This window comes from Magnetospirillum molischianum DSM 120 (genome assembly GCF_000294655.1).
Classification (GTDB): domain Bacteria; phylum Pseudomonadota; class Alphaproteobacteria; order Rhodospirillales; family Magnetospirillaceae; genus Phaeospirillum; species Phaeospirillum molischianum.
Genome location: NZ_CAHP01000001.1, coordinates 264,652 through 277,806, shown reverse-complemented (window position 1 = coordinate 277,806; position 13,155 = coordinate 264,652). Strand labels below are relative to the sequence as shown.

General features: G+C 63.1%; 14 protein-coding genes. 6 read left to right on the top strand and 8 right to left on the bottom strand.

Annotated features, from left to right (window positions below; all coding sequences use genetic code 11):
- Positions 1–7: 7 nt before the first annotated feature.
- The 3 genes from hpnD to hpnA are packed head-to-tail and all read right to left on the bottom strand — an operon-like array spanning position 8 to position 3,008.
- Entirely contained in the window at positions 8–859 is an 852-nt protein-coding gene (gene hpnD / locus PHAMO_RS01345; RefSeq protein ID WP_002725624.1) for a presqualene diphosphate synthase HpnD, read from the bottom strand.
- Complete coding sequence (locus PHAMO_RS01340; RefSeq protein WP_002725622.1) at positions 856–2,016, bottom strand: glycosyltransferase; 1,161 nt, start codon at positions 2,014–2,016, stop codon at positions 856–858. Before PHAMO_RS01340 ends, hpnD begins: the two co-directional genes overlap by 4 nt.
- Positions 2,013–3,008 carry a hopanoid-associated sugar epimerase gene (gene hpnA, locus PHAMO_RS01335; RefSeq protein WP_002725620.1) on the bottom strand — a complete coding sequence of 332 codons (996 nt, stop codon included), beginning with the start codon at positions 3,006–3,008 and terminating at the stop codon, positions 2,013–2,015. Before hpnA ends, PHAMO_RS01340 begins: the two co-directional genes overlap by 4 nt.
- Positions 3,009–3,151: 143 nt before the next feature.
- Between hpnA and hpnI the strand changes: the two genes are divergently transcribed.
- Entirely contained in the window at positions 3,152–4,279 is a 1,128-nt protein-coding gene (gene hpnI / locus PHAMO_RS01330) for a bacteriohopanetetrol glucosamine biosynthesis glycosyltransferase HpnI (protein WP_002725617.1), read from the top strand.
- A gap of 85 nt (positions 4,280–4,364) precedes the next feature.
- Here the strand turns inward: hpnI and PHAMO_RS01325 are convergent, their stop codons facing one another.
- From PHAMO_RS01325 to PHAMO_RS01315, 3 genes are read right to left on the bottom strand one after another with little or no spacing between them, the layout of a single operon-like run.
- Complete coding sequence (locus PHAMO_RS01325) at positions 4,365–4,892, bottom strand: 6-carboxytetrahydropterin synthase (protein ID WP_002725616.1); 528 nt, start codon at positions 4,890–4,892, stop codon at positions 4,365–4,367.
- On the bottom strand, positions 4,892–5,512 hold the full coding sequence (queE, locus tag PHAMO_RS01320; RefSeq protein ID WP_002725615.1) for a 7-carboxy-7-deazaguanine synthase: 621 nt from the start codon (positions 5,510–5,512) through the stop codon (positions 4,892–4,894). The genes PHAMO_RS01325 and queE overlap by 1 nt, the downstream gene beginning before the upstream one ends.
- An 8-nt stretch (positions 5,513–5,520) precedes the next feature.
- On the bottom strand, positions 5,521–6,291 hold the full coding sequence (locus PHAMO_RS01315; RefSeq protein WP_002725614.1) for a 16S rRNA (uracil(1498)-N(3))-methyltransferase: 771 nt from the start codon (positions 6,289–6,291) through the stop codon (positions 5,521–5,523).
- A gap of 363 nt (positions 6,292–6,654) precedes the next feature.
- Between PHAMO_RS01315 and def the strand changes: the two genes are divergently transcribed.
- The 3 genes from def to truA are packed head-to-tail and all read left to right on the top strand — an operon-like array spanning position 6,655 to position 8,875.
- Complete coding sequence (gene def / locus PHAMO_RS01310; protein WP_002725613.1) at positions 6,655–7,170, top strand: peptide deformylase; 516 nt, start codon at positions 6,655–6,657, stop codon at positions 7,168–7,170.
- Positions 7,170–8,084: a methionyl-tRNA formyltransferase gene (gene fmt / locus PHAMO_RS01305; RefSeq protein WP_002725612.1), complete on the top strand. Its 915-nt coding sequence runs from the start codon at positions 7,170–7,172 to the stop codon at positions 8,082–8,084. Before def ends, fmt begins: the two co-directional genes overlap by 1 nt.
- Positions 8,084–8,875, top strand: coding sequence for a tRNA pseudouridine(38-40) synthase TruA (gene truA, locus PHAMO_RS01300; protein ID WP_002725610.1), 792 nt, complete (start codon positions 8,084–8,086; stop codon positions 8,873–8,875). The genes fmt and truA overlap by 1 nt, the downstream gene beginning before the upstream one ends.
- On the opposite strand, the gene radC is transcribed toward truA, so the two are convergent.
- Together radC and PHAMO_RS01290 are read right to left on the bottom strand one after the other, a co-directional pair.
- Positions 8,870–9,550, bottom strand: a complete 681-nt coding sequence (gene radC / locus PHAMO_RS01295) for a RadC family protein (protein WP_002725608.1) — start codon at positions 9,548–9,550, stop codon at positions 8,870–8,872. The genes truA and radC overlap by 6 nt on opposite strands.
- 136 nt (positions 9,551–9,686) lie before the next feature.
- On the bottom strand, positions 9,687–10,232 hold the full coding sequence (locus tag PHAMO_RS01290) for a hypothetical protein (protein ID WP_002725607.1): 546 nt from the start codon (positions 10,230–10,232) through the stop codon (positions 9,687–9,689).
- A gap of 153 nt (positions 10,233–10,385) precedes the next feature.
- Here PHAMO_RS01290 and PHAMO_RS01285 point away from each other — a divergent pair, with 153 nt between their 5' ends.
- Positions 10,386–11,375, top strand: coding sequence for a mitochondrial fission ELM1 family protein (locus PHAMO_RS01285; RefSeq protein ID WP_002725606.1), 990 nt, complete (start codon positions 10,386–10,388; stop codon positions 11,373–11,375).
- A 69-nt stretch (positions 11,376–11,444) separates the two neighbouring features.
- A complete protein-coding gene (locus PHAMO_RS01280; protein WP_235720764.1) occupies positions 11,445–13,121 on the top strand; it encodes a methyl-accepting chemotaxis protein in 1,677 nt (558 codons plus the stop codon).
- Positions 13,122–13,155: the final 34 nt, after the last annotated feature.

Genomic DNA, 13,155 nt, shown 5'->3' with positions numbered 1-13,155 from the left:
CGGTCTGTCAGACCAGCCCGTGGCGCAGCACACACCAGAGTTTGACTCCGGCAGGCAAACGGACCGGGGGAAGACGAGGCTGGAAGCCTTCGGCCTCCAGACGACGGTAAATCCCACGATACATTTCCTTCATCAAAGTCGCCGGACGCATCGTCCGGCGCGAACATTCGGCCATCGCCCGATCGGAATCATTAAATTGCTGCACTGCAATTATGGCGATATCGCGGCACACCGCTCCCAGGGCCGGATGGGCCAGAACCTCACGCGGATCATGGCTGTCGATACCGTGCGCGGTCAGCACCTCGTCGGGCAAATAAAGCCGACCGATCTCGGCATCGACTGCGACATCGCGCAGAATGTTGGTCAATTGCAGGGCCATGCCGGTTGCGTTGGCGACAGCCTGACCCTGGGGGCGGTCTTCACCAAACACCCGCACAGACAGCCGCCCCACCGCCGAAGCAACGCGGTCGCAATACAGCTCAAGAGCGGCCATCGTCGGACGGACCATCGCGGTGCCGATATCCATCTCGCAACCATCGATCACCGCCAGGAAGTCCTCCTGCGGTAGGTTGTATTCCGCCACCGGACCGGCCAGCGCCACCAGAATCGGGTGGGTCACCGGCTGACCGGCATAAAGCCGACCGATCTCGACACGCCACCATTCGAGTTGGCAGCGTTTCTCGACCGGATCGCCCGGCTCGTCGGCGATGTCGTCAACCTCGCGACAGAACGCATAGACGGCGTACATGCCAAAGCGGCGCGGCAGTTCCAACAGCCGCATCCCCCAATAGAACGATGAGCCCGAGGCCTTGACCTTGGCCGCCATCTGTTCGTAGAGGGCGGGATCGACCGCGATCATGACTCTGCTCCCGTCCGGTGATCCTGAACCCGCCCTTTCCAAGCACCGCCCCGTCCCCGCCAGTACTGAACCGCTGAATCGATCGTGGCACCCAGATAGAACAACGCCACCAGCGGCAGAGCCACCGACCACGCGGATGGCAGACCATAGGTGCGAACCATCGGCGCATAAGCGATGCTCATCGCCCCCCAGGCGATCAGACCGAACAAAGCGGCGGGACCACCTGACAGGACCAGCAGCGGCGGCGCGACAAACACCAGAAGCATCGCCAGGACCGTCCCCGCCAGCAACAACGGCGAATGGTTCAACTGAGAATAGGCCGAACGGGAAATCATCTTCCACAGTCCGGACGGACCGCTATAGCGGCGCGAACTGGCCGTTTCACGCGACAGGTCGAGATGGATGCGCCGCCCGGCGCGCTTGACCGCCGCCGCCAGGGTGCAATCGTCGATCAGAGCATTGCGGATCGCGGCGACACCGCCAATATCGTCCAACGCCTGGGGCCGGATCAGAACATAGCCGCCGGCTGCCGCCGCGGTCGTGCGCGATGCATCCGACACCCACGCGAAGGGGTAAAGCATCCGAAAGAAGAATACAAAGGCCGGGATCACCGCCCGTTCCCAGAACCCATCGGTGGGAAGGCGTACCATCAGCGAGGCCATATCGAGCCGGGCGGCAATCAGACGCGCCACCTGACGACGCAGTTCGAACGGCGCGTGCTCGATGTCGGCATCGGTCAACAGCAGCAAGTCGAGGCCGGGGTGACGCGCCCGTGCGGTCGCGATACCATGATTCTGCGCCCACATCTTTCCCGCCCAACCCGGCGGCAGATCGGGCGCGGCCACAACGGTCAGCCGGTCGGCGGCACCAATCGCACGGGCGGCGGCACGGGCCAGGTCGGCGGTACCGTCGCTGCTGTGATCGTCCACCACCACCACCGACAACGTGCCGGGATAATCCTGCGACAGCAGAGTTGTCACGGTCGAACCGATACACTCGACCTCATCGCGGGCGGGGATCACCGCCACCACCTCGGGCCAGCCATCTGGCTCGGGCACCGTAACGGGCGGTTCTACCCGCCAGAACCCACCGCGCAGGGTCAACAACCAGCCCCAGGCACCCAGCCCGGCCAAACCGGCAATTGTCGTGAGACTCATGAACGCACCTGACCGTTGGAACGGAACCAAGCCACGGCATCCGCCAGAGCCAGATCGGCCGAGCGATGACGGTAGCCCAATTCGGCTTCGGCCTTGGCCGAAGAGAAAAACATCCGCCAGCGCGCCATGCGCAGACCGTCAACGGTCACGAACGGCTCGCCTCCAGCGAGGCGGGACCAAGCTTCGGCGGCCACCGCCAGCGGAAACAACGGCAGACGCGGCAGGCGCACCGACGGCGGCCGCCGCCCGGTCAGCCGGGCGATTCGGGCCAGAATCTCGGCCAGCGGCAAATCGTCGCCACCCAGGATATAGCGCTCGCCGATACGACCACTCTCCATCGCCAGCAGATGACCTTCGGCCACATCCTCGACATGGACCAGATTAAGGCCGGTATCGACATAGGCGGGCATCCGCCCGGACGCCGCCTCGACGATCATCCGCCCGGTCGGCGTCGGCTTGACATCGCCCGGCCCGATCGGAGTCGAGGGATTGACGATCACCACCGGCAACGCCTCTTCGGCAGCCATCCGGCGCACCTCGGCCTCGGCCAGGAATTTCGAGCGCTTGTAGGGACCAACCATGTCGGCAATCGTGCTGGGCGTCGTCTCGTCAGAAACGCCGCCGGGAGCATGACCCAGAGTCGCGACCGAACTGGTATAAACGATCCGCTCGACACCCTCGGCCAAGGCGGCCCGCATCAGTTCCCGCGTGCCATCGACGTTGGCGCGCATCATCGCCGCCTCGTCGGGAACCCACAGACGGTAATCGGCAGCGGCATGATACAGCCGGTCGCAGCCGGAGACGGCCCGCCGAAGCGAGGCGGCATCCTCCAGACTTCCCTCGGCGAGTTCAATGTCAAGACCGGCAAGATTACGGCGATCCGAACCAGAACGGGCCAGCACCCGCACGGCCTGACCGCGCGCGAGCAAGGCCCGGACGATGGCCGAGCCGACAAAACCGGTTGCCCCGGTGACAAGACAGATACTATTCATGCGCATACAATCCATCGCGCCCGAGCGATGTTCCGCCCGGGCGTTCGGGTGGTTAGTTACATCTTTTGTGTTGGCATCCGCCACAGTTTCTTTGAAGCTGCCGTGGAATTCGCCTGATCGTAATAAGGGAATTTTGAGCTAAAATGCTGGCATCAAGTCTGATCGGCGGCGCGCTGGCCGCTGGAGGGTTTGCCTATCTCGGTCTGGCGTTCCGCTATGTCGGTCGCGCCCTGCCCCCGGCAGCCGCCACCGACTGGAAACCGCCTGTCACGGTGATGGTCCCCGCCCATGGACAAACTCCACGGCTGGAAGAGTGTCTGCGGTCGATCTGTTCTCAGGATTATCCGACGCTTCAGGTCGTGTTCGGCCTGCATGCGGAAGACGATCCGGCGCGGGCGGTGATCGAACGGATTCAGGCCGAGTTTCCTAACCTCGACACCACCTTGGTCATCAATAGCCGTCGCGCCGGGTCAAATCCGAAGAACGCCAATCTGGCCAATATGTATCCGGCGGCCAAATACGATATCCTGGCGATGATCGACAGCGACGTGCTGATCCGACCTGATTTTCTGGCCAAATTCATCCAGCCGCTCGCCAATCCGGCCACCGGCGGGGTCACGGCGCTGTATACCGGCAGCCCCGAACCTAATCTGGCGTCGCGGGTCGGCGCGCTGTTTCACTGTGACTGGTTCATTCCCTCGGTGCTGGTCGATCTGGCCCGACGCGACATGGACATCTGTTATGGCGCCGCGATCGCCGTCACCCGCAAAGCGCTGACCGATATCGGCGGGTTCGAGGCGATGGCCGACGCGGTGGCCCAGGATTTCGTGTTCGGGTACGAACTGCACCGCAACGGCTACCGGGTTGAGCTTTCATCATCGACGGTTGCAACCGTGGTGGCCGAACCGAGCTTCTCGGCCCTGATGTCACACGAATTGCGTTGGAACCGGGCAATCCGCGCCATCCGACCGATGGAACATTTCCTGTCGATCTTCATGAGCCCGCTTGGGCCGATGCTGCTATTGGTCCTGTTCGGTTGGCCGCTGTGGATGGCGTTGCCGGTGATCGTGCTGCACATCGCGCTGCGTATCCGGCTGCATCATCTGCTGCGAGAACGCTTCGACCTGCCCCCGGCTGAACCGCTGCTGGTTCCGCTGCGCGAACTGGTCAATTTCGCGATCTGGCTGCGGACCCCGCTCGGGCGCAAGGTGCAGTGGGATGGCCGCGTCCTTGTCACCGGCGACGGACTTCGGATGAAGCAGGCCGATTAATAACCACGTTCAGAGCAACGGACGGTAGATGTCGCATCGCGGCCTCTACCGTCTGGGCCACGAGAGAAACGCGGGCCACCCCAGGTCAGGGGGCGTATTCGGCCATACAATTCGGCGTTTCCCACACACGGAGCGCCACCAGCCGGGCCGCACCGCCCGAGCGTTCGACCACCGGAGCCGCCAGAACCTCGAACCAATGGCGGGCCAACGCCTCGGCGGTGGGGTGGAACGGTACGACGTAAATCTTCGAGCCGAGACGGGTATCCGAAGTCAGAGCGGCACCGTCGCGTGCCACGGTTTGAGCCAATCTGGCCCGCCACACCACCGGGTCGGCACCGTTCGGCGCGAACAGGTCGAGCAGTGCGGCATCGCTCAACGCGACGATCAGGCCGTGATCGCAAAAAGCATCGATGCGGCTCATCATCTCGTCCTTGAGGAAGGCGAAATCGAGCGCCATGTCGGTTTGCTCGCCACCGTCATGCAATGCATCGGCGGCGCATTCAGCCTCGATCCCATAGCGATGGCCGTGCAGGTTGCGGCATTTCGAGCCGTGCGTGGCGATGCGGTGACCGGCATCGATCTCGATGCGGCGGCGGATATGAAACACGGACATCAGCGAAGCCCCAGACTCTTGTGAAGTTGCAGCCCCAGCCGCCAGCGCGGACGGGACAGGCAATGACGCAACGCGGCGTCGGTGTTGGCCGCCCGCTCCGGGCCGTCCATCGGCTGAAGCAGGAAGTGGGTGAAGTCCAGATGCTCGAAATCCTCGGGCGCGGCTCCGACCTGGGGATAGACCAGCTTCAGTTCGTCACCACGGGTCACCACGAGATCGGTTCCGGCTTTGGGGCTGACGCAGACCCAATCCAGCCCCGATGGCAGCGGGAGCGTTCCGTTGGTCTCGACTGCCACCGCGAAGCCACGGCGATGCAGGGCCGCGATCAGGGCGTCGTCCAACTGTAACCCCGGCTCGCCGCCGGTGACGATCGCCAGCCGGTTCACGCCATCTTGGGCCGGCCACGCCGCGGCAACCGCATCGGCGAGCGACTCGGCGTCTCCGTAGCGCTCTCCACCGACGAAATCGGTATCGCAAAAGCGGCAGCGGGCCGTGATACGGTCGGCTTCGCGCCCGCTCCACAGATTACACCCGGCAAAGCGCAGGAATACCGCGACCCGCCCGGATTGGACTCCTTCGCCCTGAAGCGAGGCGAAGATTTCTCGTACAATATAGGTCATGTTCCGCCTCAGCCGCGTGGCGGCCTGGCCCCGTCGCCGGCCAGGGCCTGCCACAGAGCCAGCGCGGCAATCGTCGCGGTCTCGGCCCGTAGAATGCGCGGCCCCAGCCCGACCGGACGGACAAAGAGGCGCGACACCAATAACGCCCGCTCCTCGGGCGCAAAGCCGCCTTCCGGCCCGATCAGCAGCGCCACCGGCCCTTCAACCCAGCCCGCGGCCAGACCGGCCAGCGGTTCACCGCCGCCCGTCTCGTCAAGGAACAGCAGGGTCCGCCCCTCTGGCCAGCCCGCCAGAATCCGTTCCAGCGGAGCCGCTTCGTTCAAAAGCGGCAGGGTCAAACGCTCACATTGCTCCGCCGCCTCGATCATCCGGGCGCGCAGCCGATCGCCATTAACCCGATGAGCAACGGTGCGGCGGGTAAAGACCGGCCAGAACAGCGTTGCTCCCAACTCCGCGACTTTTTCCGCCACCAGATCGGTGCGGTCACGCTTCAACGGTGCCGCCAGCAGCCACGGATCGAACCGGGGTTCAGGCTCGGCCGATTGAGGGCGAACCATCTGCTCGGGGATCAAAATCCCACCAGACCGGCCCAGCCGGTCGATACGGGCCAGCCATTCGCCGTCGGTGCCATTGAACAGCAGCACAGTCTCGCCCGGTTCGGCGCGCATCACGGAGGACAGATAATGAGTCTGTTCGCGTTCCAACGCCACCGCAACACCGGCGGACAATGGAACCTCGACGAACAAACGCAGGCGGGGACGGGGGGGAATATCGGTCATAAACGCCGTTCTACGACGAAGCGCCCTCTCGCGGCAACTAATGTCCCTCAGTCGCTTCGCTTCAGTTCATAGCCTCAGGCGCCGGCACTCACTCCGTTCGCTTGGCTTTCGCGCGGACGACCGCGCGGGCGCTCAATGCGCCAGTCGCTTCGCTTCAGTTCAGAGCCTCAGGCGCCGGCACTCACTCCGTTCGCTTGGCTTTCGCGCGGACGACCGCGCGGGCGCTCAATGCGCCAGTCGCTTCGCTTCAGTTCATAGCCTCAGTCACCAGTACCCGTTCGTCTCTGAACGACCACGCTTGACGCTGGAGCCGTGCGGGCTTATGTCCGAAGCTGGCATGCTTTTCTCGAAAGACCTCTCCCCATGGCCCTTCTGCCCATCTTCACCGCCCCCGATCCGATCCTTAAACAAAAGGCCCGGCGGGTCGAGACGGTCGACGAACGGGTTATTACCCTGATGAACGACATGCTCGAAACGATGTACAAGGCTCCGGGGATCGGCCTTGCCGCGCCCCAGGTCGGGGTGTCGGATCGGATCGTCGTGATCGATATCGGCAAGACCGAAGCGGATCGTCAGCCGATTCGCATGATCAATCCCGAGATCATCTGGGCTTCGGAGGAAGAAAACGTCTATGAGGAAGGGTGCCTGTCGGTCCCCGAGAATTACGCCAAGGTGGTCCGCCCTCGTCAGGTTCGGGTGCGCTATCACGATGAGACCTTCGCGAAAATCGAGATCGACGCCGACGGATTGCTTGCCACCGTGATCCAGCATGAAATCGATCATCTCGACGGGATTTTGTTCATCGACTATCTGTCATCGCTCAAGCGCCACATGATTTTGCGCAAGGTGGCGAAGCTGCGCAAAGAGGCCGAAGTCTGATGAAACTGGTATTCATGGGGACGCCCGATTTCGCCGTGGCGATCCTTGATTCGCTGCTGTCGGCTGGCCACGAGATCGTCGCGGTCTATTCCCAGCCCCCCCGCCCTGCCGGACGCGGGCACAAGGAACAGCCTTCGCCGGTTCACGCTTTCGCCGCCACGCGCGGGCTTGCGGTTCGCACCCCGCTGACCCTGCGCTCGCCCGAGGAGCAGGCCGCGTTCGCCGCGCTGAACGCCGACGCCGCTATTGTCGCGGCTTATGGCCTGATCCTGCCCCAAGCCGTGCTCGACGCACCGCGCCATGGTTGCCTGAACGTCCACGCCTCACTGCTGCCACGCTGGCGAGGGGCCGCGCCGATCCAACGCGCCATCCTGGCTGGCGATGTCGAAAGCGGCGTCACCATCATGCAGATGGAAGCCGGGCTTGATACCGGACCGATCCTCCTGCTTCGCTCCCTGCCGCTGCCACCCGACGTCACCGCACCCTGGCTGCACGACCGTCTGGCCGAGCAAGGCGCCGGATTGATCGTCACGGCGCTGGAGAAGCTGGGCGATGGAACCCTGACCGCCCGTCCCCAGCCCGAGGAAGGTACGATCTATGCTGCCAAATTGACCCGCGACGAGGCCCGGATCGACTGGACCCTGCCTGCCCGCCAGATCGAGCGCCAAGTGCGCGCGCTCAATCCCTGGCCCGGCGTGTGGTTCGACCTCGGCGGCGAGCGGATCAAGGTTCTGAACGCCACGGTCGAGACCGGCCAGGGCCAGCCCGGCACCGTCCTTGACGACGGCCTGCGGATCGCCTGCGGTACCGACAGCCTGCGTCCGCTCCGGGTGCAACGCCCCGGAAAAGCACCGATGGAAGCGATAGAGATGCTGCGCGGCCATCCCGTCACCGTTGGGACCGTTTTGGGCTGATGCCGCGCTATCGCTTGCTGGTCGAGTATGACGGCTCGTCCTATAATGGGTGGCAACGCCAGGACCACGGTACATCGGTTCAGGGCGCGATTGAGGCTGCTGCCGCCAAACTGTGCGGCGAAGAGGTCACCCTTTATGCCGCCGGACGCACCGATGCCGGGGTTCACGCCACCGGACAGGTGGCTCATCTCGATCTGCCCCGCTCCTATTCCGGTGAGACCGTTCGCGACGCGATCAATTTCCACCTGAAGCCGAATGCGATCGCGATCCTGGCCGCCGAAGAAGCAGAGGACGGTTTTCACGCCCGCTTCTCGGCGATTGGGCGGTCATATCTGTACCGTATCCTCAACCGGCGTTCGGCTCCGGCGCTCGACCGCCACCGCGTGTGGTGGGTCGCTGCGTCGCTTGATGCCGAAAGAATGGCGGAAGCGGCAACCCGACTGCTCGGGCACCATGATTTCACCAGCTTCCGCGCCGGATGCTGTCAGGCAAAAAGCCCGAACAAGACCCTGGACCGCCTCGACGTCACCCGGATCGGCGATGAGATTCACATCGTCGCCGAAGCCCGCTCATTCCTCCATCATCAGGTCCGCAACATGGTCGGCACCCTGAAGCTGGTCGGCGACGGCAAATGGACCCCGGACGACGTTACCCGCATCCTAGGCGCCCACGATCGTGCCAAGGCCGGACCGACCTGCCCCGCCACCGGACTGATTTTGACCGGGGTTGTCTATCCCCAGCCACCGGGATGGACGGCAAAGCCACAGGGAACTCCACCGCCCGCCTTATAACAACCCCATCGCCTTGAAGCTGGCATGTCCCTTGCGCCCGACCACCAGATGATCGTGCAGCGCAATACCGACCGCGCCCAGCGCTTCCCGGACCACACGAGTCATCTCGATATCGGCCTTCGATGGCTTCGGGTCGCCGCTTGGGTGGTTGTGCACCATGATCAGGGCGCTGGCATGCAGCGCCAAGGCGCGCCGGACCACCTCGCGCGGATAAAGCGGCGTGTGATCGACCGTTCCGGTCTGTTGCAGCTCATCGGCGATCAGCACGTTCTTGCGGTCGAGGAACAGCAGGCGGAACTGTTCCAGCGGCAAGGTCGCCATCGCGGTATGACAGTAATCGAGCAGCGAATCCCAACTACTGATCACGACGCTGTTGACAATCGGAGCACGGGCAAGACGGATCGCGGATTCACGAACGACTTTCAAGGCCGTCGCGGCGACGTCACCGATCCCATCGACCGATTTCAGATCGTCGGCCGAGGCGGTCAGGACGTCCGCGAAGCTGCCGAAGCGCTTAATCAGCGTCTTAGCCAGAGGCTTGATGTCTTTTTGAGGAATGGCGATGCTCAGCAGCATCTCCAATAATTCGTAATCGGGCAGAGCTTCCGGCGCTTCATGGAAGCGCCACCGCAACCGTTCCCGGTGTCCTTTACGATCAAAACCGTGTTCGTCCATCCGCTCGCTCATCCTTTGCTGGAATGCAGGATGCCAAACGGACCGGGCCAAGGGAAGCGCCGGACATGGGACCAATACGGATGGAAGGAATAAGAACCCCGCCACCGGGGGAAATAAAGCCCCGGTGGCGAAAGGATCACAGCTTGGCGAGGAACGCTTCCAGCCAAGACTGACGGTCCTCAAGCTGGGCAATGTCGTGGTCGAGCCAAGCGACAAGAGCACTGTCGGCACCGCATTCATCAACGCTGCTGCCGCGCAGATCGATCAGACGGGCCAGTTCGGTCTCGACCGCTTCGATCAACAGATCGACCTGAGTCCGACGCTCGGCCGGTTCAAGCAGATCAAGAAAGCGGATCTTCAAGGCGACGACCAGCTTCGAGAGGTCGCTGCCCAGCCGCAACCGGGCCGTCAACAGGGAATGCAGCTCGCGCTGTCCGCCTCGGGTGATCTCAAGAGGAGCGTCGTCCTCCATCCCGGCGCCTTCACGCGCCTCGACCAGCCCTTCGTAACGGAGCAGCTCAATGGAGGTTCCCATCAACTCAAGTGACGGGCCCATCATACGGCTGGTGAAATGACGGACGGCACCGGCCAGTTCGCTATAGCGCATTGGCCGGGACGCAAGGGTACCGAGGGCACAGAGCCTGACGGCTTCTTTTGGTGTCAGTGTGTTGTCTGCGAACATGGCGGGGGGCTCCATGCGAAATTGAACGACTAAAATATACCAACCTTTACCCGACCAGTCGAGTCATTCATTACGAGCGCACAGGAACCACTTGCAAAGCTCGCCCGATTCGTCAAAGTAGCTGCCCGCCGACGATACCGGAGCAAACAAGGGATGCGGGACGAGTCGGTTCCGGTATGGGTTCTCGCCGACGACCGCGCCGGCAATGTTAGCCAGGCGCTGGGCGTTGCCGAGTCCCTCGGCCTCCCCTTCGCCATCAAGACAATCCGCTATAACCGATGGGCCAAGTTGCCCAACCTGCTGCGAGGGGCCGGACTGATCGGCATCCTACCGGACTCGCGCTCGACGCTGATGCCTCCCTGGCCCCGGCTGGTCATCGCGGCCGGACGCCGCACCGCCCCGGTGGCGCGCTGGATCAAGCGGCAATCGGGCGCGATTTTAGCCCAGATCATGGACCCAGGCGCTCCCGGACGCGACGATTTCGACCTGATCGCCATCCCCGCGCACGACCGCCCCCACCCCGCCGCCAATGTCATTGAAATCGTCGGAGCCCCCCACCGGGTCGGCCCGGCCCGACTGGCCGCCGAAGCCAAACGGTGGGAGACCGCATTCGCCACCCTGCCCCATCCCCGGATCGCGGTGATCGTCGGCGGCGCAACCCGGCAACGTCCTTTTTCGGTCGAGATGGCCACGGATTTAGGGCGTCGAGTCGCCGATCTGGCCGCAACGGCGCACGGATCGGTCTTGCTGACCACCAGTCGCCGCACCGGCGCAGCCCAATCCCAGGCCTTGGCGACACAACTGCCCGAGCCGCACTGGCTGCACCTTTACGGCCAGCCGGGCGACAATCCTTATTTCGGCTTCCTCGCTTTAGCCGACGCGATTGTGGTTACCGGCGATTCGGTCAGCATGTGCTGCGAAGCGTGCGCCAGTCCGGCTCCGGTCTTCATCTGGTCGCCGCCGGGCTGGGTTGCGCCCAAGCACGAACGACTACACCGCCTGCTCTACGAACGGAGATTGGCGCGACCGCTTGATGCCATCACCGACCTGTCGCCCTGGGACCGTCCGCGCCTCGACGCGGCCGGCGACATCGCCGCCGCTCTAAACCGGATTCTGGGGCTTCAGACGCCCCCCTGCGCATGAAGCCCCCCTTGGAAACGACATAACCAAGGTCATATGATACCCAGAACCTTTATGGAGGTGGGGGGTGTCGTGCCACGTTTGACGATATCGTTACGGGTCGGCCTGGTGATCCTGCTTAACACTGTCCTGATCGGGATTTCGGTCGGTGTGGCGACGCTTATGGTCCTCAACCGCAATGCCGAACAAGACGCCTATAGCGCCATCGACCGCAACATGCGGGTCGCATGGAAGGATTTGAGGACTCAGGGAAGCGAAATCCGCATCGCCGATGGCCGCCTGCTGGCCGGTAACGTCACCTTGAACGACAATTTCGCCCTGGTCGATTCCATCGTCGCCCAGGTTGGCGGTACTGCAACCGTCTTCATGGGCGACACACGCATCGCAACCAACGTCCGCAAGTCCGATGGCAGCCGCGCGGTTGGAACCCAACTGGCACGCAACGCAGCCCACGAATCCGTTATCGAACGAAATCAGCCTTATCGTGGCATCGTCGATATCCTCGGGGTTCCTTACATCACTGGTTACGACCCGATTCGCGATGCATCTGGATCGGTGATCGGAATTTTATATGTCGGAATGCCGGTTGCGCAGTTCTTCGCCTCGGCCAACGCGGTCAAGACCTGGACCCTGCTGATCTTGATCGGATGCGGCACGGTGGGTCTCGGGCTGGGATTGCTGCTGGCCTATAGAACGATTGTAAGTCCCCTACGGACGATCACCGCATCGATGCGGGATATCGCTCAGGGAAAACTCGGCCAATCCTTGCCGTTCATCGACCGTCCGGACGATATCGGCGACATGGCTCGCACCCTGGAGATCTTCCGCACCAATGCCGCCGAAAACGAACGACTGAACCACGAACAGGACACCCAAGAGGAACGAGCACGCGAAGTGCGTCACGCCGAAATGACAGCGCTGGCCGACGACATGGAGAAACGGGTTCATGGCGTCGTTGCCGAGATCGGCACCTTGACCGACCATCTGCACCGCGCCGCCGACAATCTCGCCGCGAACGCCGACCGGACCGGAAAACAGGGAGCCGCACTGGCCTTGGCCAGCGACACCGCCTTGGCCAATGTCGAGACGGTATCGGCGGCGGGGATCGAACTATCCACCTCAATCCGCGAGATCGCCCGCCAAGTCGAGCAATCGACCGCTATTGCCCGCGAAGCAGTCTCCGAAGCCGCCGAAACAAACCGCAGGGTCGAAGGACTGTCCTCCGCAACCAACCGGATCGGCGAAGTCATCAGCCTGATCAACGGTATTGCCAGTCAAACCAACATGTTGGCGTTGAATGCGACGATAGAAAGCGCACGGGCCGGAGAGGCAGGCAAAGGCTTTGCCGTCGTCGCCCACGAAGTCAAGACTCTGGCCGGTCAAACCGCCCAGGCAACCAACGACATCACCCAGCAGATTTCGGCGGTGCAGGACGGAACCCGCGCCACTGTCGAAGCCATCCATGCGATCGCAGAAACCATCACCCGAATCGATTCATTCTCGACCGCGATCGCCGGAGCAGTCGAGGAGCAGGGGACAGTCACCAGCGAAATCGCCCGCAATGTCGAAGCGGCCAGCCTTGGCGTCCGCGACGTTTCGACCTGCGTCTCCACAGTTGCCCAAGCCGCCGCCGAGACCGGACGAATGGCAAAGGACGTATTTTCCATTGCCGAAAGCCTAAAAAACCATAGCCGCTCCTTGGAAGGAGAGGTGGAACGATTCCTCGCTGAAATAAGATGTAAAGAGTAAATAGTTTACAGACTCTAGGTCTCGACAGGAGACA

Excerpts from the sequence above, each read along its gene's own strand:
- fmt (WP_002725612.1), top strand. The coding sequence starts at position 7,170 with ATGAAACTGGTATTCATGGGGACGCCCGATTTCGCCGTGGCGATCCTT.
- queE (WP_002725615.1), bottom strand. The coding sequence starts at position 5,512 with ATGACCTATATTGTACGAGAAATCTTCGCCTCGCTTCAGGGCGAAGGA.
- PHAMO_RS01340 (WP_002725622.1), bottom strand. The coding sequence starts at position 2,016 with ATGAGTCTCACGACAATTGCCGGTTTGGCCGGGCTGGGTGCCTGGGGC.
- PHAMO_RS01285 (WP_002725606.1), top strand. The coding sequence starts at position 10,386 with ATGCGGGACGAGTCGGTTCCGGTATGGGTTCTCGCCGACGACCGCGCC.
- PHAMO_RS01290 (WP_002725607.1), bottom strand. The coding sequence starts at position 10,232 with ATGTTCGCAGACAACACACTGACACCAAAAGAAGCCGTCAGGCTCTGT.
- PHAMO_RS01325 (WP_002725616.1), bottom strand. The coding sequence starts at position 4,892 with ATGTCCGTGTTTCATATCCGCCGCCGCATCGAGATCGATGCCGGTCAC.
- radC (WP_002725608.1), bottom strand. The coding sequence starts at position 9,550 with ATGGACGAACACGGTTTTGATCGTAAAGGACACCGGGAACGGTTGCGG.
- hpnD (WP_002725624.1), bottom strand. The coding sequence starts at position 859 with ATGATCGCGGTCGATCCCGCCCTCTACGAACAGATGGCGGCCAAGGTC.
- PHAMO_RS01315 (WP_002725614.1), bottom strand. The coding sequence starts at position 6,291 with ATGACCGATATTCCCCCCCGTCCCCGCCTGCGTTTGTTCGTCGAGGTT.
- hpnA (WP_002725620.1), bottom strand. The coding sequence starts at position 3,008 with ATGAATAGTATCTGTCTTGTCACCGGGGCAACCGGTTTTGTCGGCTCG.
- def (WP_002725613.1), top strand. The coding sequence starts at position 6,655 with ATGGCCCTTCTGCCCATCTTCACCGCCCCCGATCCGATCCTTAAACAA.
- hpnI (WP_002725617.1), top strand. The coding sequence starts at position 3,152 with ATGCTGGCATCAAGTCTGATCGGCGGCGCGCTGGCCGCTGGAGGGTTT.
- truA (WP_002725610.1), top strand. The coding sequence starts at position 8,084 with ATGCCGCGCTATCGCTTGCTGGTCGAGTATGACGGCTCGTCCTATAAT.